General features: G+C 61.5%; 22 protein-coding genes. 9 read left to right on the top strand and 13 right to left on the bottom strand.

What is annotated here, in order from left to right; all coding sequences use genetic code 11:
- From flgG to AB5Y98_RS03845, 8 genes are all read right to left on the bottom strand, one after another.
- Positions 1-789, bottom strand: coding sequence for a flagellar basal-body rod protein FlgG (gene flgG / locus AB5Y98_RS03880; RefSeq protein ID WP_005302762.1), 789 nt, complete (start codon positions 787-789; stop codon positions 1-3).
- Positions 790-803: 14 nt separating this feature from the next.
- Entirely contained in the window at positions 804-1,550 is a 747-nt protein-coding gene (flgF, locus tag AB5Y98_RS03875) for a flagellar basal-body rod protein FlgF (RefSeq protein ID WP_005302763.1), read from the bottom strand.
- A 151-nt stretch (positions 1,551-1,701) separates the two neighbouring features.
- Positions 1,702-3,036, bottom strand: a complete 1,335-nt coding sequence (gene flgE / locus AB5Y98_RS03870; protein ID WP_065017000.1) for a flagellar hook protein FlgE — start codon at positions 3,034-3,036, stop codon at positions 1,702-1,704.
- Between the two features lie 10 nt (positions 3,037-3,046).
- The gene (locus tag AB5Y98_RS03865) at positions 3,047-3,775 is read right to left on the bottom strand and encodes a flagellar hook assembly protein FlgD (protein WP_005302765.1); all 729 of its coding nucleotides are present in this window, start codon (positions 3,773-3,775) and stop codon (positions 3,047-3,049) included.
- 15 nt (positions 3,776-3,790) lie between these two features.
- Complete coding sequence (gene flgC, locus AB5Y98_RS03860; RefSeq protein WP_005302766.1) at positions 3,791-4,210, bottom strand: flagellar basal body rod protein FlgC; 420 nt, start codon at positions 4,208-4,210, stop codon at positions 3,791-3,793.
- Positions 4,210-4,608: a flagellar basal body rod protein FlgB gene (gene flgB, locus AB5Y98_RS03855; RefSeq protein WP_005302767.1), complete on the bottom strand. Its 399-nt coding sequence runs from the start codon at positions 4,606-4,608 to the stop codon at positions 4,210-4,212. The genes flgC and flgB overlap by 1 nt, the downstream gene beginning before the upstream one ends.
- 63 nt (positions 4,609-4,671) lie before the next feature.
- Entirely contained in the window at positions 4,672-5,496 is an 825-nt protein-coding gene (locus AB5Y98_RS03850; protein ID WP_005302768.1) for a protein-glutamate O-methyltransferase CheR, read from the bottom strand.
- A gap of 18 nt (positions 5,497-5,514) precedes the next feature.
- Positions 5,515-6,426, bottom strand: a complete 912-nt coding sequence (locus AB5Y98_RS03845; protein ID WP_005302769.1) for a chemotaxis protein CheV — start codon at positions 6,424-6,426, stop codon at positions 5,515-5,517.
- A 222-nt stretch (positions 6,427-6,648) separates the two neighbouring features.
- Between AB5Y98_RS03845 and flgA the strand changes: the two genes are divergently transcribed.
- From flgA to AB5Y98_RS03830, 3 genes are all read left to right on the top strand, one after another.
- Positions 6,649-7,254: a flagellar basal body P-ring formation chaperone FlgA gene (gene flgA, locus AB5Y98_RS03840; protein WP_043169702.1), complete on the top strand. Its 606-nt coding sequence runs from the start codon at positions 6,649-6,651 to the stop codon at positions 7,252-7,254.
- 89 nt (positions 7,255-7,343) lie between these two features.
- Positions 7,344-7,664 (top strand): flagellar biosynthesis anti-sigma factor FlgM, encoded by a 321-nt coding sequence (gene flgM / locus AB5Y98_RS03835; protein ID WP_005302771.1) that lies wholly within the window; start codon positions 7,344-7,346, stop codon positions 7,662-7,664.
- Positions 7,661-8,077 (top strand): flagella synthesis protein FlgN, encoded by a 417-nt coding sequence (locus tag AB5Y98_RS03830; RefSeq protein WP_226008744.1) that lies wholly within the window; start codon positions 7,661-7,663, stop codon positions 8,075-8,077. The genes flgM and AB5Y98_RS03830 overlap by 4 nt, the downstream gene beginning before the upstream one ends.
- Positions 8,078-8,134: 57 nt before the next feature.
- Here the strand turns inward: AB5Y98_RS03830 and yfcE are convergent, their stop codons facing one another.
- A complete protein-coding gene (gene yfcE, locus AB5Y98_RS03825) occupies positions 8,135-8,677 on the bottom strand; it encodes a phosphodiesterase (RefSeq protein ID WP_124250083.1) in 543 nt (180 codons plus the stop codon).
- Between the two features lie 10 nt (positions 8,678-8,687).
- Positions 8,688-10,325 (bottom strand): peptide ABC transporter substrate-binding protein, encoded by a 1,638-nt coding sequence (locus AB5Y98_RS03820; protein WP_026141519.1) that lies wholly within the window; start codon positions 10,323-10,325, stop codon positions 8,688-8,690.
- A gap of 166 nt (positions 10,326-10,491) precedes the next feature.
- Between AB5Y98_RS03820 and AB5Y98_RS03815 the strand changes: the two genes are divergently transcribed.
- A complete protein-coding gene (locus AB5Y98_RS03815) occupies positions 10,492-11,391 on the top strand; it encodes a DMT family transporter (RefSeq protein ID WP_368231372.1) in 900 nt (299 codons plus the stop codon).
- Positions 11,392-11,401: 10 nt separating this feature from the next.
- On the opposite strand, the gene rsuA is transcribed toward AB5Y98_RS03815, so the two are convergent.
- Positions 11,402-12,094 (bottom strand): 16S rRNA pseudouridine(516) synthase RsuA, encoded by a 693-nt coding sequence (rsuA, locus tag AB5Y98_RS03810; protein ID WP_368231371.1) that lies wholly within the window; start codon positions 12,092-12,094, stop codon positions 11,402-11,404.
- Between the two features lie 173 nt (positions 12,095-12,267).
- Here rsuA and AB5Y98_RS03805 point away from each other — a divergent pair, with 173 nt between their 5' ends.
- Positions 12,268-13,464 carry an HD-GYP domain-containing protein gene (locus AB5Y98_RS03805; RefSeq protein ID WP_042008489.1) on the top strand — a complete coding sequence of 399 codons (1,197 nt, stop codon included), beginning with the start codon at positions 12,268-12,270 and terminating at the stop codon, positions 13,462-13,464.
- Here AB5Y98_RS03805 and AB5Y98_RS03800 read toward each other — a convergent pair.
- Positions 13,461-13,649, bottom strand: a complete 189-nt coding sequence (locus tag AB5Y98_RS03800; RefSeq protein WP_368231370.1) for a hypothetical protein — start codon at positions 13,647-13,649, stop codon at positions 13,461-13,463. The two genes, AB5Y98_RS03805 and AB5Y98_RS03800, sit on opposite strands and share 4 nt — an antisense overlap.
- A 102-nt stretch (positions 13,650-13,751) precedes the next feature.
- The gene (gene fsa / locus AB5Y98_RS03795) at positions 13,752-14,402 is read right to left on the bottom strand and encodes a fructose-6-phosphate aldolase (protein ID WP_017765632.1); all 651 of its coding nucleotides are present in this window, start codon (positions 14,400-14,402) and stop codon (positions 13,752-13,754) included.
- A 128-nt stretch (positions 14,403-14,530) separates the two neighbouring features.
- On the opposite strand from fsa, the gene AB5Y98_RS03790 reads away from it, so the two are divergent.
- From AB5Y98_RS03790 to AB5Y98_RS03775, 4 genes are all read left to right on the top strand, one after another.
- The gene (locus AB5Y98_RS03790; RefSeq protein WP_368231369.1) at positions 14,531-15,427 is read left to right on the top strand and encodes a glycyl-radical enzyme activating protein; all 897 of its coding nucleotides are present in this window, start codon (positions 14,531-14,533) and stop codon (positions 15,425-15,427) included.
- 52 nt (positions 15,428-15,479) lie between these two features.
- On the top strand, positions 15,480-17,912 hold the full coding sequence (locus AB5Y98_RS03785; protein ID WP_368231368.1) for a formate C-acetyltransferase/glycerol dehydratase family glycyl radical enzyme: 2,433 nt from the start codon (positions 15,480-15,482) through the stop codon (positions 17,910-17,912).
- A 92-nt stretch (positions 17,913-18,004) separates the two neighbouring features.
- Positions 18,005-18,751, top strand: a complete 747-nt coding sequence (locus AB5Y98_RS03780; RefSeq protein ID WP_368231367.1) for a DNA-binding transcriptional regulator YciT — start codon at positions 18,005-18,007, stop codon at positions 18,749-18,751.
- A gap of 128 nt (positions 18,752-18,879) precedes the next feature.
- A complete protein-coding gene (locus AB5Y98_RS03775; RefSeq protein WP_005302790.1) occupies positions 18,880-19,773 on the top strand; it encodes an EamA family transporter in 894 nt (297 codons plus the stop codon).
- Positions 19,774-19,796: the final 23 nt, after the last annotated feature.

Below are 19,796 nucleotides of genomic sequence, written 5' to 3'. Positions count from 1 at the left end.
TTATGTTCGCTGGATCAGGAAGGACATCATGCCGTCCACCGCCGAGAGAACCTTGGAGTTCATCTCGTACACCCGCTGGGCCTGGATCAGGTTGACCAGCTCTTCGGTCACGTTGACGTTGGAGGTCTCCAGCATGCCCTGCTTGATCACCCCAAGCCCGTCCGTGCCGGCCACCCCCTGAATCGGGGCACCGCTGGACTGGGTCTCGACGAACATGTTCTCCCCCATCGGCTGCAAGCCGGAGGCATTGACGAAGTCGCTGGTATTGATCTGGCCGATGACCTGGGAGGCGCCATCCCCCTTGAGCTGTACCGAGACCTGCCCATCTTCCCCTATGGTGACGCTCTGGGCGTTTTCGGGGATCTGGATTTCCGGCTGCAACGGATAGCCGTTGCCCGGCGTGACTATGGTCCCTTCATCGTTGAGGGTGAACTGGCCGTTGCGGGTATAGGCGGCGCTGCCGTCCGGCAGCTGGATCTCGAAGTAGCCGCGGCCGCTTATCATCAGATCCAGCGAGTTGTCGGTGGTCTGCACGTTGCCCTGGCTGTGGTTCTTCTGAGTGGCCACCACCTTGGCACCCGCCCCCAGCATCAGGCCGGAGGGAAGCTCGGTGTCGGCCGACGAGCGACCGCCCGGCTGATTGATGTTTTGATAGAGCAGATCCTCGAAGATGGCCCGGGATTTTTTGTAACCCACGGTGCTGGCGTTCGCCAGGTTGTTCGAGGTAACCGAGATATTGGTCTGCTGTGCATCCAACCCGGTCTTGCTGATCCAGAGTGCAGGGTTCATGTAAAACTCCTTGGTTAGCTGATACGCAGCAGCTGGGTTTGGGCCTCGTCATTCTCTTCCGCGGTCTTCATGATTTTGACCTGGGTTTCGAACTGACGTTGCAAGCGAATAAGGTTGGTCATTTCATCGACCACGTTGACGTTGCTCCCCTCGAGGGAGCCGGCGATGAGGCCCACATTGGCCGACGCAGCTTCATTCTGGCCATCCTTGCGACGGAACAGGCCATCCTGCCCCTTCTCCACCGCATCGGCCGCCGGGTTGACCAGCTTGATGCGCTGGTACTCCTCCGGCAGGTTGGGGGCGGCCCCCTCCGGCCGGCCGCTGATGGTGCCGTCCCGGTTGATTTCGATTTTCTCCATCGGCAGCGGCAGCACGATGGGCTGACCGCCGTCGTCCACCACGTTCAGGCCGGTGGAGGTCTGCAGATTGCCGGTGGCACTGAGCTGCAAGTTGCCCATGCGGGTATAGGCTTCGCCGCCCTTGGGATCCTGCACCGCAATCCAGCCCGGACCGTCGACGGCAACGTCAAGATCCCGACCCGTGGTCATCAGCATGCCGTGCTGCAGGTTCTGTCCCGGCCGCTCCGCCATGGCGAACACCCGGGTGGGCAGCCCTTCGCCAAACGCCTGCATGCTGCGCGCCTGCTCGAAGTCAGACTTGAAGCCGGTGGTGTTGGCGTTGGCCAGGTTGTTGCTTCGAACAGCCAGGCTGTTCATGCTCTCCTTGGCCCCGGACATGGCGATGTATAGCAGGTGATCCATGGGATCCTCCGTCAAACTGATGACTCTGACAGAGGAACTGCAATTTGAATGCCAATCCCCATCAAGCTTGTCAGTTACCGCCGCAATCACCCGCAACAACAGGCAATAAAAAGGGGCGCCGAAGCGCCCCTTGTCGTGCATGCAACCAGACTTAACGGATCTGCAGTATGGTCTGCTGCAGGGAGCTGTTCACTTCCAGCGAACGGGAGTTGGCCTGGAAGTTGCGCTGCGCCGTGATGAGGTTGACCAGCTGGGAGGTCAAATCCACGTTGGATTGCTCCAGCGCAGAGGATTTGATGCTGCCCAGGGTGCCCGAATTGGGGGTGCCTGGCAGCGCATCGCCAGAGAGCAGAGACTGGCGCCAGGAGGTATCGCCAACCTGGGTCAATCCTTGCGAGTTGGCGAATTTGGCAAGTGCCACCATGGCAACCTTCAACGTGGTCGCATTGCTGTAAGTCGCCGACACAATACCATCCGGCGTGATCTCCACCTTGGTCAGATTACCGACAGTGGCGCCATCCTGGGTCAGCTTGGTGACGTTAAAAGGCGAGCTGTATTGCGTCACGTCGCCGAGACGGATCTCCAGTGTCTGGGTGGGGTCGGCACCATTGGTGATAATCCCGGCCGCAGTACCAAGCGTGACGGTTTTGATCGGATCTGCCGGAACGGTCAGCGCTGTATCCAGTTTGCCGCCGGAGGTAAACGTCATCTGGACGCCGGTGGGGACGCCTGTGGCCGGGCTGGGTGAACCACCAGCGATGTCGATGGGCTTGTCCCCCTCATACATGTACATGCTCCAGGTACCCGGTGTCAGCGGCGTTCCCGGGGCAGCCGGATCCTCGTGGCGGACAAAATACTTGGTGATCACATGGGGGGCCCCCAGCGAATCATATATCGTCACGGAAGTTGAGTGGGCAAAGGTGGCGGAGTTGGTGTGATCAAACGCGGCGGGTGACGTCGGTTTGGTTTTCGACTCGATACTCAGGTTGAAACTGGCTTCCACCAGCTCGGTCATTTTGGGCTCACCCGCCCGATCCGGAATTTGAATCGGCTTGGTGGCGTTGATGCTGACCGCCTTGGGTGTCCCATCCGTGTTGATCTCATAACCTTGCAGATAGTTGCCCTGATTGTTGACCATATAGCTGTTTTCATTCAGCTTGAAGGCCCCAGCCCGGGTAAAGGTACGATCCAGGTTGGTCAGACCGTCCGACGTCACGAAGAAGCCGTTGCCCTGGATGGACAAATCAAGGGCGTTGTTGGTGAATTGCAGCGCCCCCTGATGGAACTGCTGCGCCACCGCCCCCGTTGCCACACCGTTGCCGACCTGGGTCTTGGCATTGACGAAGATGGAGTTGGCGTAGACGTCCGCAAACTCGGCACGAGACTCTTTAAAGCCCGTGGTATTGACGTTGGCAATGTTGTTGGCGGTAACGTTCAGATCTTTTTGTGCCGCGTTGACACCGCTCAAGGCATTGTTAAATGACATATCCAGCTCCTTAGATCGATGCTGTTGGCGTGGTGGTTGATGGTGTTTTCACCGTACCTGCAATCTGCAAGATACTGTTCAAGCTTGTTGTACCGAGGCCTTTCAAATTGAGCTGGGTCGGATTGCTTGCCGAACCCAGGATCACGCTGTCGACCTTGCCGTAGGCAAAGATCGGCACACTCTCCGACTTACCGTCCACGGTACCGTTGGCCTTGAGGGTGTATTTGCCCTCTTTGGCCGGGTTTCCGTTCTTGTCCTTGCCATCCCATACAATCTCGACGTTACCCTTCTGGTCACCTTCCAGCGGAAACTCCTTGATGACCTGTCCGCTCTCGTCTTCGATGGTGATCTTGACGTTCGAATACTTGTTTTCTGTGCCCACTGCGACCACACCCGGCAAAGAACCATCTTTTTCCAGGTAGCCGACGTTGCTCTGCAGCAAGACGTTTTGCCCCACCAGTGCCGACGCCTGCAGCGCCTGGCTGGAGGTCATCAAGGTATTGAGGCTGCCAATCTGGTTCGACAGGCTGCTGATCCCCTGGGACGTCGACATGGACGTCATCTGGGAAAGCATCTGGGCGTTGTCCACCGGTTTAAACGGATCCTGATAGGAGAGCTGCATGGTCAGCAGCTTCAGGAACGACTCCTGATCCAGCTCCTTCTTCGGAGTGGTGGTCGTGCCCGTGGTCTGGGTGGAGGTATAGCCAATACCGTTCACACCACTGGTTGTATCTGCCATTTATGCGTCCCCCTGTCAGGACTTGCCGAGGTTGAGCGTCTGCTGCAGCATCTTCTTGGCAGAATCGGCCACCTGCACGTTGGTTTGATAGCTGCGCGAGGCGTTGATCATGTCCGCCATCTCTTCCACCATGTTGACGTTTGGCTTGAAGATGAAGCCATCCTTGTCTGCCATGGGGTGGTTGGGGTTGTACTCCTTGAGCAGAGGGGCATCGCTCTCGACAATGCCCTTCACTTCAACCCCGGCCGACGCCTGTTTGTCCGACATGGCCTGATCCAGCTGGGCGGCAAAGATTGGCCGCCTGGCATGGTAAGTTTTTTCCACGCTGGAACTCACGCTGTCGGCGTTGGCCATGTTGCTGGCTACCGTGTTGAGTCGAACAGACTGTGCACTCATGGCCGAGCCTGCAATGTCAAAGACCTTGAACAAACTCATCACTGTTCTCCTTTCAAGGCCTTCAGCAGGCCACTGATCTTGCTGTTCATAAATTCAAGGGAGGTCTGGTATTCAAGGCTGTTGCGCAAGAACTCGCTGCGCTCCTGCTGCACGTCCACCGTGTTGCCATCACCGGTATCCGGCTGCAGGGGATTGCGGTACTGCGTCACGCCGGGCGCATCCATCTGCAGGGCAAAGTGCTTCTCGCTGGTCGTGGCAAGGCCGAAGCCCTGATGTTGCTGGGCCTCTTCCAATGCTTGCGAGAAGTTGATGTCTCTGGCCTTGAAGCCAGGGGTATCCGCGTTGGCAATGTTGCTGGACAACACCTCGGCACGCTTGGAGCGAACGCTCAGCGTGTATTGATGGATACCAAATGCCTTGTCGAATGAAATTGCCATAGCACACCTCCTGCTTGAGAAATTATTAGCAAAAGGTGTGCCAAGGAAGGATTTAAGCGGGGATCATTTAACCTTGTAGACGATGCCGGGGTTGCAGCGGATCATCTCGAACCTGTCGGTCAAACCGGCCAGCGACTCGGAAGCCCCCAACATCAGGTAGCCGCCAGGATTGAGGCTGGCTGCAAACTGGTTGAGGATCTTCGACTTCACTTCCGGGGCAAAGTAGATGAGTACGTTGCGACAGAAGATGATGTCAAACTTGCCAAGCAGGCTGTAGCTCTCCAGCAGGTTCAAGGGGCGGAAGGTGGTCAATTTTCTGACACGCTCCACCACCCGCATCTTGTTGTCACCATGGGGTTCGAAGAACAGCTTCTTGCGCTCGGGCGACAAACCACGGGCCAGTGCCAGGCTGTCGTATACCCCCTCCTTGCACTGATTGAGCATGGTGGTCGAGATGTCCGTCCCCACGATCTGGACGCCACCTGGCAAGGTACCGGGCTTCTTCATCTGCTGTTCCAGCGCCGTCATGGCGATGGAATAGGGCTCCTGTCCGGAGGAAGAGGCCGCAGACCAGATCTTGATGGGCCGACCGCTCTTGCCCAGTTCGGGAAAGATCTTGTCGGTCAGCAGCTGGAAGGGATAGGTATCGCGAAACCACAGGGTCTCGTTGGTGGTCATGGCATCAACCACTGCCATTTTCAGGTCACGCTCACGCACACTCATCGCTCGAGTAACCAGATCAGACAGACTCTCAATACCAAACTGAGTCATCAAGGGTGAAAGCCGACTCTTGACCAGATACTGTTTGTTGTCACCCAGCACGATTCCGCTCTGTACCGCCAGAAAATTGCTGAATTGTTTGTATAAGTCGTCCGAAAGTGTCTTCATGCAGTTTGTTCTTCTTGATTAGAGTGCGCCTTGTACGGCCTTGGCCAATTCATCCGGCTGGAATTTGGCAATGAAATTGTTCGCACCAACTTTCTGCACCATGGCCTGATTGAACACCCCACTGAGGGATGTGTGCAGAATAACATGTAAGTCCTTGAGATTGGGATTGTTGCGGATCTCTGCCGTGAAAGTATATCCATCCATCTCCGGCATCTCGATGTCCGAGATCACCAGGGCGATCTGATCCTTGATGGGACCGTTTTTGGACATCTCCAGCAACATGTTGAGCGCTTCGCGTCCATCCTTGGCCAGCACGCACTGTACCCCGATGGCTTCGAGGGCGCGCTGCACCTGCTTGCGGGCCACGGAAGAGTCATCGGCCACCAGCACCGGACGTCCCAGGGTCGGGTGTTCTACGCTGGCCTCCACCAGCTCCTGGCTCACTTCGGTCGACACCGGCGAAATCTCGTTGAGGATGCGCTCCACGTCCAGGATCTCGACCAGCTCCCCATCCACCTCGGTGACGGCCGTCATGTAGTTGATGCGCCCAGCCCCTTTCGGCGGTGGCAGGATGGATTCCCAGTTCATGTTGATGATGCGCTCGACCGAGTGCACCAGAAAGCCCTGAATGGAGCGGTTGTATTCAGAAATGATGATGAAACACTTGGTCAGATCTTCGATAGGACGCTTGCCCATCGCCATGCTCAGATCGATGACGGAGATCGTCTGGCCACGAATGTGAGCCACCCCGCGAATGCAGGAGTTGAGCTTGGGCATGACGGTCAAGGGAGGACACTGCAACACTTCACGTACCTTGAATACGTTGATGCCAAATCTTTGACGTCCGTTGAGACGAAACAACAACAATTCCAGCCGGTTTTGCCCCACCAGCTGGGTACGTTGGTTGACCGAGTCCAGGATACTGGCCATAAACACTCCCTAAAAACGCTTGGCATTAATCATGCATGCGTGTTGGCTTGCGTCAGACTGTCGATGTCACTACGAACGAATTCTGAAGCAAGCATAGTTAAATATGGTGATATACGTGAACAACTTATCGGCCTGCGAGCGAAAATGATTAGTAGACTTTTCCTCACCTTACTGCTGTTTTGCGGCATTTCTCACGCCACGGCATCCGAGGTGACCAGTTACTTGCAAGAAAAGGCGCAGGAATTTGTGCTCGGCCAGCTCGATGTCCCCCTCGACGCCCAGGCACAGGTACAGGCCGCTTCCATCGATGAACGTCTTCCCCTGAGCCGCTGCGAAGAGCATCTGTCCATCACCCTGCCCGCCAAGATGGAGATCCGCCGCAATACCACCGTCTACCTCAAATGTGAGGAGGAGAAACCCTGGGATCTCTACCTGCCGGTGCGGATCAGCATACAGAAGCCGTATGTGACCGTCTCCACGCCGGTGGCCAAGGGCGACATCCTCAGCGAGAGCGTGCTGACACAGGCCTACCAGGATCAGACCCTGATCCGCGGCGACTATCTCAGCGATACTACAGCCTTCATCGGCGTTCGCAGCAAACGGGAACTCAAGCCGGGCCAGCCCATCCGGCTCAGCCAGGTCTGCGTCGTCTGCAAGGGTGACCAGGTGACCCTCAGCGCAGAAAATAGCAGCATGCAAATCAAAACCATGGCCCGAGCCTTGCAAGATGGCAGCTTCGGAGACATGATCAGGCTCGTCAATATCCGGTCAGGCAAAACGGTGCAGGGAAAAGTCAACGCAGTTGGCTCCGTGGTGGTCACCTTCTGAGTATTTTCGGATCACTTTTTTTCTAAAGTTATGACGGCAGCCACCGATAAACAGGTAAGCGAACAGCAAAGCAGGCGAAGGTAAACACTATGGCTATTAACAATATCAACAACTTGGCGAACAATCGGTTGCAAAATACCGGTAGCAGCCAGGGTGCCAGCACCAAACCAGCGACCTCGTCCTCCGACAACCGTGCGGCGGCCGTCAAGACCGACTCCGTCTCTCTGACCAGCGAGGCGCAGCAATTGCAACAGATGCAGAAGAACCTCAACTCAGCCTCCACCGGCAATGAAAGCCGGGTCGAGAGCCTGAAGAAAGCCGTGGCCAATGGTGAATATCGGGTCGACAGCGAAGCTGTGGCCAAGAAGATGTTCAGTTTTGAATCCAACCTCGACAAGTTGCTGGGATGATGGATTTACCTTCGCTGCTGCACACCCAAGACGACTACCTCTCCCAGATGCAGGGCTTGCTGGAGGAGGAGTTCAACCTGCTCAAGCAGCACCAGGCACTGGCGCTGCCCGAGCTGGCAGAGCGCAAGCAGAAGCTGCTTGCCGATATTGAAGAGCTGGACAAGGCCATGGCCCTGCTGCCCGACCTGAAACAGCAACTGAATACCTATCCCGAGCAGATGCGAGTACTGCGTGAAAAACTCGATGCCTGCCAGGAACAGAACGATCTGAACGGGCGCCTGCTCGAGCTCAGCATCGTCTCCAACCGCCGGCTGGCCAGCTACCTGAGCAAGCTGCGGGATCGCAACTCCCTGACCTATGACGCCAAGGGCAATACCCGCTCCGGTACCCGCTCCATCGGCATCAAGGCCTGACCTCCCCCGTTACGACGACAGGCTGCCCCGCAGCACAACCATCCCCCCTTCTCTTTTTTACAGCGCCAGCTGCAACAGCACTTCGCTGTCCGCACAGGCGTGAATGCCGAGCACCCCATCCTCGTAGCGGCCATAACTTGCCGCCAGGTTGCCGCGTGGAAAACAGATGGATCCCGGGTTCATCAACACCAGCTCCCCTTCCCGCTGCAGCACGGGCAGATGGGTGTGACCGCTGATGAACAGGCTGCCGGCAGGCAGCGGCACCTCGGCAGGCTGATAGAGATGGCCGTGACTGACGAACCAGCGCCGGCCGTCCACCAGCAGCTGGTTGTAAGGGGCGGTGATGGGAAAATCCAGCAGCATCTGATCCACTTCCGAATCACAGTTGCCACGTACCGCCATGATGCGGGAGGCCAGCCCATTGAGCCGCTCGGCCACGGCCGCGGGAGCATAGCCAGGTGGCACCGGGTTACGCGGGCCGTGATTGAGCAGATCGCCGAGCAGCAGATAGTGATCCGGCTGCCAGGGGGCGAGCTGGTCGAGCACCTGCTCCAGCGCACTCAGGCTGCCGTGCAGGTCGGAAAGAATGGCAATCTTCATGGCAAGCTCCTTACTGCTGACTGAAGTAGAGATCCTTGGTGGCGATCGCCCCCTTCAGGTTCTGCACCGGCAGGCCGCGCAGGGTGGGATCCACCAGTCGCATCTGGTTGTAGTGATAGACGGGGATGGCCGGCATCTCGTCCATCAGCAACTGCTCTGCCTGGTGGTAGATCCCGCTCCTGGCATTGCCATCCAGGGTATCGGCCGCCTGTTGCAGCAGGCCGTCGAAGGCGGGGTTGCAGTAACCGCTCTCGTTCTGGGGATCCTGGCAGCGGAAGCTGTTGAGCATGGCAGAGGGCTCCACGTAATCCCCAAACAGGAAGGAGCGGGCCAGCATGAAATCGCCGCTGTCTTTGGCCACCTGATAGGCGTTCCACTCCATGTTGTTGAGCGTCACTTCGACCCCCAGCGGCTTCCACATGGATGCGACGGCCAGCGCCAGCTTCTTGTGATTCTCAGAGGTGTTGTAGGTGAGCGTCAGCTTGAGAGGATGCTGGCTGTCATAGCCGGCCTGGGCCAGCAGCGCGGCCGCCCTGGCCAGCCGGGTCGGCTGATCCTGCAGGGCCAGGGGGGAGCTCAGCGCCTCATAGCCCGGCATGCCTGGCAGCAGCGACCAGGCGGGTTGTTCGCCCTGCCCGCTGACCTTTTCGGTCAGCAGGTGACGATCGATGGTCATGGCCAATGCCTGGCGCACCCGCACGTCCTGCAGTTCAGGGCGGCGCAGGTTGAAGGTGTAGAGGTAGGTACCCAGCAGCGGCAGACCCCAGATCCGCTCGGGGGTTGCCTCTCTGGTTTTCTGGTAATACTCCAGCGCCACCTTGTTGGTGAGCTGGATCTCCCCCGCCTCGTAGCGCAGCCGTTCGGCATGCTGGGAGGCGAGCGGCAGATAGGTCACCCGCTGGATCCGGGTATGGGCATCATCCCAGTACTGCACGTTGCGCTCCGCCTCGATGCGCTCGTTCGGTACCCAGTTCACCAGCTTGTAGGCGCCGTTGCTGACCAGCTTGCCGGGCTGGGTCCACTGCTTGCCGAACTGGCTGATGGCTTTCTCGTTGACCGGCACGAAGGGGCGCTGGCTTATCAGTTGCAGGAAGTAGGGAACCGGCCGCTCCAGCGTCACTTTGAGGATCTGCTCACTCTCGGCTTCCACCCCCAGGGTGTTGAGATCGAGCGCGCCTGCGTAGATGGACTGGGCATTGTTGATGCCGGTTGCCAGCAGCAGGCCGGCAGAGGGCGAGGCCTGGGCGGGGTCCAGCAGACGGCGCCAGGCATAGACGAAATCGGCGGCTGTGAGCGGCTCGCCGTTGGACCACTTGAGCTGCGGTCGCAGGAAGAAACGCCAGACCAGTCCGTCTGCACTGGTCTCCCAGCGCTGGGCCTGGGCCGGTACGATCCGGCCCTGACCATCCTCGCTCACCAACCCTTCAAACAGGTCCACCAGCACCACTTCACCGGGGAAGCCGGAGCGGATCTGGGCCGGGTCGAGGGATTCGGGCTCGGCGCCATTGCCCTTGACCAGGGTCTGGCGATCCGACAACGCGGGATCCTGGGATACCGTGGTCGCCTGCAGCGGCGGGGTCAGCAGCAGCCCCAGCAGCAAGGGGGAGAGCCAGCGTGGTGCCGGCCGGCGTACTAAGCGGTAAACCATGACATAAACCTCGTTCAATGCACTTATTTCAGGAAAGGGGGAAGGCCGGCGGCGCGCCTGGATACGAATGCATGATGCCGCGCTTGTTATCCCCGAAGACGCCCCGTATTGTATCGGGCTTGCCCAAGAGATGGAGTCTCTCGGGCTATTTTTTTCAGGAGTTTTTATGGGGTATGAGTGGCTGGCGCTGGCAGCGGCCAGTTTATGGGCAGTGGCGGCCCTGATTTCCGTCAAACCAGCTCGCCATCTGGGGCCATTTGCCTACAGCCGCTGGCGGATGTGCCTGGTCAGCCTGATGCTCGGCAGCATGAGTCTCTTGACCGGCGGCTGGCATACCCTCTCGGGCAGTGCCCTCCCCCTGCTGGCCATCTCGGGCCTCATCGGCATCTTCATCGGCGATACCGCCCTCTACGCCTGCATGAACCGGCTGGGTCCCCGTCGCAGCGGTCTGCTGTTTTCTTGCCATGCGCTGTTTTCCGCGCTGCTCGGGCTCTGGCTGTTCAACGAGCAGTTGACCGGTTCCCGGCTGACCGGCGCCATGCTGGTGTTTGTCGGCGTCATGCTGGCCATTCTGTTTGGTCGGCGCAGCAGCGGCAGCGAATGGGAGAAAATACGGGGCAGCCTGGCGGCCGGGGTCGCGCTGGGGCTGACCGCCGCCCTCTGCCAGAGCCTGGGCGCCATCATCGCCAAACCGGTGATGATGGGCGGCGACGTCGATGCGGTGAGCGCCTCCGGCGTCAGGATGGGCAGCGCCCTGCTGGCTCACTGCGCCCTGCGCATGACCGGGCTGCCACTGAGCAAGCCGCTGCATCCCATCAACCGTCGCATCTTCGGCATGATAGCCCTCAACGGATTCCTCGCCATGGCGCTCGGCATGACGCTGATCCTGGTGGCCCTGAAACAGGGGGATGTGGGCATGGTGGCCATCCTCTCCTCCACCACCCCCGTCATCTTGCTGCCACTGCTGTGGTGGCACTCGGGCGAGCGGCCGTCCGCCGCCGCCTGGGCCGGCACCCTGCTGGCCACCCTGGGGACAGTGCTGGTGCTGGGAGCCAGCGGCCACTGACTCCTGGCGATCAGAAGCGGGCGATTTCGTCGATGGTCAGCTCGCGATATTCGCCCGGCGCCAGATCGTCGTCCAGCACCAGATCGCCCACCCGCTCCCGGTGCAGCCCCACCACCTTGTTGCCGATGGCGGCAAACATCCGCTTCACCTGATGGTACTTGCCCTCGTGGATGGTGAGGCGCGCCTCGCACTCCCCCAGGATCTCCAGCTGGGCCGGCCGGGTCTTCTCGGTCTCGCTGCGCAGCAGCACCCCTTCGGCAAACAGCGCAATGGCATCCGGGCTCACCGGATCGGCCAGCCAGACGTGATAGGTCTTGGCGCACTCGTGACGGGGAGAGGTGATGCGATGGGACCACTGGCCGTCATCGGTCACCAGTACCAGACCTGTGGTGTCGAGATCGAGCCGCCCCACCACATGCAGCTTGCCCATGGCCGGCTCGTCCATCAGGAAGAAGACGGTGGGATGATCCGGATCCTCGTTGGAGCAGACATACCCTTCCGGCTTGTGCAGCATGAAGTAGCGGTTGCGCTGATCCAGAGTCAGGGTGACGCCGTCGAATTCAATCTGGCTCTGCTCGTTGATGTGGAAGGCGGGCTGCTTGACCACGATGCCGTCCACCATCACCTCTCCCTGCCGGATCAGTTTGCCCGCCAGCGAGCGGGTCAAGTCGGAACAATCGCAAAGAAATTTATCGAGCCGCATGCACAACCTCAGAGTCCATCAAGAAAGGGGCGTCATTATATCGGCCGGGGCCGACAACTCCAGCACTAAGCGCCAAGGCCGGCCAGCATGTCGCCATGACGAACCCCGGCGCCGGTGTTAGACTGCCAACAGAGGGCCTAACGTCACGCATAATAATAATGTCAGGAAGCCGTATGAAGTCGCACACTCCTCATCCCGTTATCCCCGTCAACCAGCTGCAACCCGGCATGTACGTGATCGCCATTACCAGCCAGACCGGCGGCATGGAGATTGCCCAGATGGGGCTGGTGACCACCCGTCAGCAGATCAACGATCTGGTCAGGCGCGGCGTACTCACGGTGCGGGTCGATCTCGCCCGCAGCAAGCTGCCCGGCATCGAGCAGGTCATCTCCCCCCAGCCCGCCGTCTCTGCGACCAGCTCACCGCGTCCCTCCGGCAGTGGCAACGGCGAGGGGCGCGAGCTGAAGATCCGCCGGCTTTATCAGGAGGCTCGCGAGCTGCAGGGCAAGTTCATCCGCCACCTCAAGGCGGGGGAGCCCATCGACATCACGCCGCTGGCGGCAGTGGCCGAGGAGATGGTGGACACCATGTTCACCCACGGCGACGCCATGCTCTGTCTGGCCCGCATTCGCGCCAAGGATGCCTACCTGATGGAACACTCCATGAACGTCGCCATCCTGCTGGCGAACTTTGGCCGTTATCTGGACCTGGATCGCAGCGTGCTCAAGGAGCTGACCCTGGGCGGCCTGCTGCACGACGTGGGCAAGATCATGACCCCGGACGAGGTGCTCAACAAACCGGGCAAGCTCACCGACGAGGAGTTCGCTGTCATGCGCCAGCACGTGGTGCACAGCTACGAGATCCTGAGCAACACCCCCGGCATCACCGCCACCATGCTGGAGGTGGCCGCCAACCATCACGAACGGCTCGACGGCACCGGTTACCCGCAGCGGCTCAAGGGCGAGCAGCTCTCGCTCTATACCCGCATGAGCGGCATCGTCGATGTCTATGACGCCGTCACCGCGGATCGTGTCTACAAGCAGGGGATGCAGCCGACCCAGGCCTTTCGCATTCTGCTCAAGGGGATCAACCACCACTTCGATGCCGAACTGGTTACCAAGTTCATCAAGTGCATGGGGGTCTATCCGGTAGGTACGCTGGTGCAGCTCTCCAACCAGCGGCTGGCCATTGTCATGCAGCGCAATCCCCATGAGCCGCTCAAGCCGGTGGTGAAGGTGATTTATCACGGAACCCAGCGCCACTACCTCGAGGTGCAGTGGCTGGATCTTGCCAAGAACGGGGTGCAGGAGACCATCGAGAGCACGGTCGATCCCAAGGAGTTCGGCATCAACCTCGCCAACTTCGTCTAGTTGGCCCCCCCTTCCCGCGGCCGCTCGGTGCAGTGCTGGATGAGGAACTCCTCATCCAGCGGCGACAGATCGAAGCGGATGCAGGCCTCTTCGATGGCCCGGATGTCGTGTTGATGGTGCTCGCTGAGCCAGCGCACGGCGCGGCGCAGATCTTCACCGTGGGGCAGCAGGGTATGGTCGCTCATGGGGCACCTCCGGTCAGCCATCGATAGCGGCCCGTCACAGCGGGCCCTCTCTTCTAGCTTAGCCCGCCTGCCGCCCCTTCATCATCCGGCCTTCAAACAGGCTCAGGCAAACGCTCGCTGCCAATCTTGGTCAAACTTCGCCAGCGCCGCATCCACCGCCGGCACCCGCAGCAGCTGTTCGGCCACATCGAGCGGCAGCGTGATGGACTGGCAACCCGCCAGCAGGCAGTCGAGGGCCTGGCGCGGGGTGCGGAACGATGCCGCCAGCACCTTGCTGTTCGGCGCGTGCAGCGCCAGCAGCTGTTGCAGCTCCTGTACGGTGGCGATGCCATCGCCCCCCTGGGCATCCAGCCGGTTGACGTAGGGCGCCACGTACTCGGCCCCCGCCACCGCCGCCAGCCAGCCCTGCAGCGGGGTATAGACCGCCGTGCCCAGGGTCGGCACCCCGTTGGCCGTCAGGGTCTTGATGGCCGCCAGCCCCTCTTCACATACCGGGATCTTGATCACCAGGTCCCGGTCCAGCTCACGCAGGGCAAATGCCTCGCGCACCATCTCGGTCTCGGTTTTGGCCATCACCTGGGCAAACAGCCGCGCCTTGGGACCCAGCGCCTCCCGCAGAGCGGGCAGCAGCTCGGCCAGCGGCATGCCACCGGCAGCGGTAATGGACGGGTTGGTGGTGACGCCGGCCAGCGGCAGGATCCGTGACCAGCGGCGCACCGCAGCCACATCGGCAGTATCGAGATAAAGCTCCATCTCTGACTCCTTAAGGGGATGTGCAATCTGTCGCCATTCTAGCGAGATAACATCCGCAATTTAGTTGATCAAAATCAAATCAACTTTCGAACGAAAGAAAATAGAATGCAAAAACAAAAGGAGGCGGTATGATTTTCGACCTGCAACGCTATTCAACCCACGATGGCCCCGGCATTCGCACTCTGGTGTTTCTCAAGGGGTGCTCGCTGGCCTGTCGCTGGTGTCAAAACCCGGAAAGCCGCTCTCCCAAGCCGGACATACTACTCGACCGGCGCCAATGCATCGAGGGATGCCGGCTCTGCAGCGACGCCTGCCCGGCAATCTTGCGTGACAGCCAGGGTGTCCAGCTCACCCGCACATCCCTCGGCAATCAGGATGTGGAACGGCTGCGCGGCCTCTGCCCCAGCGAAGCGCTGCAGGTGTGCGGCCGGGAGGAGAGTCTGGACAGCCTGATGGCCACCATCTTGCGGGATCGCCCCTTCTTCGAGCGCAGTGGCGGCGGGGTCACCCTCTCCGGCGGCGAGCCCTTCATGCAGCCCGCATTTGCCGCCAGCCTGCTGGCCCGCTGCAAGGCCGAGGGGCTGCATACCGCGGTGGAAAGTTGCCTGCACGTGCCCTGGCACCAAATTGAACCCAGCCTCCCCCACCTCGACCTGCTGCTGGCGGATCTCAAGCAGGTGGATGAGGATCGCTTCTTCGACTGGACCCGCGGCAAGGTCGCCCTGCCTCTGGCCAATCTCAAGCGGCTGGCCGAGCGCGGCGTAGCCATGCAGATCCGGGTGCCGCTCATCCCCGGATTCAATGCCGACCACGCCTCCATCGAGGCCATCACCCGGGCCGCCGCCAGCCTCGGTACGGTACAGGAGATCCACTTTCTCCCCTACCACACCCTGGGCGCGGGCAAGTACGCCCTGCTCGACCAACCCTATCAGGCCCCCCTCCAGCCACTCGATGACCCGGCACTGCTCGCCTTTGCCCATGAGTGTGCCCGTGTGCAGGGGCTGACCCCGCTAACCCGGGGCTAGAAAGACCCCATGACATCAGCCACTCACTGCCCTATGACCAGAGGATAAGACCATGACCCAGCTCGACCTCACCACCCTGCCCCCGCGGATCCGCGCCCACAAGGAGAGCCTGATCCACATCGTCCAGCCGCCGGTCTGCACCGAACGTGCCCGCCACTATACAGAGGCCTATCAGGCCCACCTGGCAAGGCCGCTGCCGGTGCGCCGTGCCCTGGCGCTGGCCCACCACCTCAAGAAGCGCACCATCTGGATCAAGCACGACGAGCTCATCGTCGGCAACCAGGCGAGCCAGGTGCGGGCGGCGCCGCTCTTTCCCGAATACACGGTGGGCTGGATCGAGAAGGAGATCGACGAGCTGGCTGACCGCCCCGGCGCCGGCTTTGCGGTGAGCAAGGCGGACAAGCTGGCCATCCACGCCCTCACCCCCTTCTGGCGCGGCCAGACGGTGCAGGATCGCTGCTACGGCCTCTTTACCGACGAGCAGAAGGGGCTGCTGGAGAGCGGCATCATCAAGGCCGAGGGCAACATGACTTCGGGGGATGCGCACCTCGCGGTCAACTATGAGCAGCTGCTTGCTCTCGGTCTCGACGGCCTCAAGGCCAGGGTGGCCGAGCGGCGCGGCCGGCTCGATCTGGCTGACTGGGCCGATCTGCAGCGCGAGCAGTTCCTGCAGGCCGTCGCCATCACCTTCGATGCCGTCAGCCAGCACATCGAGCGTTACGCCGCGCTGGCCCGCGAACTGGCGCTGCAGGAGCCGCGCCCAGAGCGCCGCTGCGAGCTTGAGACCATCGCCCTCAACTGCGCCCACATCGCCCACCGACCCCCCGAGACCTTCTGGCAGGCGCTGCAGCTGTGCTACTTCATCCAGCTCATCCTGCAGATCGAGTCCAACGGCCACTCAGTATCGTTTGGCCGGATGGACCAGTACCTCTACCCTTGGTATCGCCGCGAGGTGGAATTGTCGGAATCCCTGCCACGCACGCGCGCCATCGAGCTGCTGCAGGGCTGCTGGCTCAAGCTGCTGGAGGTGAACAAGATCCGCTCCGGCACCCACTCCAAGGCCTCCGCCGGCAGCCCGCTCTACCAGAACGTCACCATCGGCGGCCAGAACTGGCGGGATGGCAAAGCCCACGACGCGGTCAACGGCCTCTCCTACACGATTCTGGAGTCCTGCGGCCAGCTGCGCTCGACCCAACCCAACCTCTCGGTGCGCTACCACGCCGGCATGAGCGAGGATTTCCTCGACGCCTGCATCCAGGTGATCCGCTGCGGCTTCGGCATGCCCGCCTTCAACAACGACGAGGTGGTGATCCCCGAGTTCATCAAGCTCGGGGTGAGTGAGGAGGATGCCCACCACTACGCCGCCATCGGCTGCATCGAGACCGCGGTGCCCGGCAAGTGGGGCTATCGCTGTACCGGCATGAGCTTCATCAACTTCGCCCGCATCCTGCTGGCGGCGCTCGATGGCGGCCGTGACGCCACCACCGGCAAGGTCTTCCTGCCCCAGCCCCAGTCGCTGCGGCAAGGCTCGTTCGACCACTTCGACGAGGTGATGGCCCGCTGGGACGAGCAGGTGCGCTACTTCACCCGCAAGTCCATCGAGATCGACTGCGTGGTCGACAGCGTGCTGGAGGCCCAGGCCCACGACATCCTCTGCAGCGCCCTGGTGGATGACTGCATCGAGCGCGGCAAGACCATCAAGCAGGGGGGCGCCGTCTATGACTGGGTCTCCGGCCTGCAGGTGGGGATCGCCAACCTGGGCAACAGCCTGGCGGCGCTGAAGAAACTGGTGTTCGAGCAGGGGGTGGTGGATCAGTGCGAGCTGGCCGAGGCGCTCGAGCAGGATTTTGCCGGGCTTGAGGGCGAGCAGCTGCGCCAGCGCCTCACCAATGCAGCTCCCAAATATGGCAACGATCTGGACGAGGTCGACCTGCTGCTGGTGCAGGCCTACCAGAGCTACATCGACGAGCTCAAGGGGCTGCACAACACCCGTTTCGGCCGCGGCCCCATCGGCGGCACCTACTATGCGGGTACCTCCTCCATCTCGGCCAACGTGCCGTTCGGTGCGGCCACCATGGCCACCCCGGATGGCCGCCACGCCCGCACCCCGCTGGCGGAAGGGGCCAGCCCAGCGTCGGGCTCGGATCGCCTCGGCCCCACGGCGGTGTTCAACTCCCTCGGCAAGCTGCCCACCCCGGCCATCCTCGGCGGCGTGCTGCTCAACCAGAAGCTGAGCCCGGCCAGCCTCGAGAGCGAGCGGGACAAGGCCAAGCTGATGAGCCTGCTGCGCACCTTCTTCGAGGTACACAAGGGGTGGCACGTGCAGTACAACATCGTCTCGCGGGAAACCCTGCTGGCCGCCAAGGCCCATCCCGACCAGTATCGGGATCTGGTGGTGCGGGTGGCGGGCTATTCGGCCTTCTTCACCGCCTTATCCCCCGATGCGCAAGATGATATCATCGCCCGCACCGAGCACAGTCTCTGACGGGCCCCACCAGGGGCAGCTGTGCCCCATTATGACCGGCAAGCCACCCGCGAGGTGGCTTGCCGCTATCCACTGCCAGCCAGCGAGGTCCCATGAACCCACGCCACCAACTGATCCTCACCCTGGTCCATCAGGCCCGCAAGATGAGCGTGAGCGAGCTCTCCCAACGTACCGGGGTCTCGGAGGTGACGGTGCGCAACGACCTGACCGCCCTCGAAAAACAGGGGCTGCTCAAGCGGGTGCACGGCTCGGCCATGGCGCTGGAGAGCGACGACCCCGACGCCCGGATGAACATCAACTACCTGCTCAAGGAGCGCCTCGCCGAGCGCGCCGCCCAGCTGGTGGAGGATGGCGAGACGGTCTTTATCGAGGGGGGCAGCGCCAACGCCCTGCTGGCCCGTCATCTGGCCCTGCACAAACGGGTCACCATCATCACCATCAGCAGCTACATCGCCCATCTGCTGCGCGACACCCAGGCCCAGGTGGTGCTGCTCGGCGGTCTGTTCCAGCATCAGAGCGAGAGCGTGGTGGGGCCGCTGACCCGGCTGTGCATCGAGCAGGTGCACTTCTCCAAGGCCTTCATCGGGGTGGACGGCTTTCACCCCGAGGTGGGCTTCACCGGCCGCGACATGATGCGGGCGGATGTGGTCAACAGCGTGCTGGCCAAGGGGGTGACCAATGTGGTCATCACCGACAGCAGCAAGTTTGGCGCCATCCATCCGAGCCCGCTCGGCACGCCGAACCAGATCGGCGTGCTGGTCACCGACGACGCCTTGCCCGTCACCATGCGATCCACCCTGACTGCGCGCGGCATCACAGTGCACTGCGTCACCGCCTGAATCGCACCTTGCCCCCCGTTGCCGGGTTGCTCCCCCGCCTGGCCGCTTGACGGCGCCCACCGAGGCTGGGGTATGCTCGTCCTCTTTTGGCCACCGCCTGGCAAGGGCCACTCTTTCAAGGACGTGACATGCACACCAAGGACAAGTTTCTGGCCGCTCTGGTCATCCTCTGCTGGGGGCTCAACTTCGTCGCCATCAAGTGGGGGCTGGAGGGGATCCCGCCACTGCTGCTGGGGGCGCTGCGCTTCGTCGGGGTGGTCTTTCCCGCCATCCTGCTGGTCCCCAGACCCGCCATGCCCTGGCGCTGGCTGCTGGCCTACGGCGGTGCCATCAGCCTGGGGCAGTTCTCCTTTCTGTTCTGCGCCATGAAGTTCGGCATGCCGGCGGGCATGGCCTCGCTGGTACTGCAATCCCAGGTGGTGTTCACCCTGCTGTTCGCCATGATCTGGCTGGGGGAGCGCTGGCAACCCCACCACTGGGTGGCCCTGCCGCTGGCGGGGGCCGGGCTCTACCTCATTGCCACCCATGGCGAGGGCAATCTCACCCTGCTCGGCTTCGTGCTGACCCTCTGCGCCGCCGCCTGCTGGGGCCTTGGCAATGTCATCAATCGCCAGATCGGCCTGCGTTACAAGACGTCTCTGCCAAGCCTGGTCGCCTGGGGCGGGCTGGTGCCCATCCTCCCCTTCTTCGCCCTCTCCTGGCTGTTCGAGGGGCCTGAGCTGATGGCCAGCAGCCTGCTCAACATCAGCTGGCAGGGGATCCTGTGCGTGCTCTATCTCTCCTTTGTCGCCACCTGGCTCGGCTACGGCCTGTGGGGACGGCTGCTGATGCGCTACCCGGTGGCGCAGGTGGCCCCCCTCTCCCTGCTGGTGCCCTGCGTCGGCATGGTGGCGGCGGCCCTGTTGCTGGACGAGCACCCCACCCCCTTGCAGTGGCTGGGCTCGGCCCTGGTGCTGCTGGGGTTCGTGGTGCATCTGCTGGGCGGGCGGCTGCGCTGGTTCAAATCGCAGACCGCCGCCTGACGCTTATTTACCCGTCGCCATTG

This window comes from Aeromonas sp. s3, assembly GCF_040907805.1.
Lineage (GTDB): Bacteria > Pseudomonadota > Gammaproteobacteria > Enterobacterales > Aeromonadaceae > Aeromonas > Aeromonas dhakensis.
Note: the sequence above shows the minus strand (reverse complement) of the source record. Positions and strands in the feature narration are given on the sequence as shown.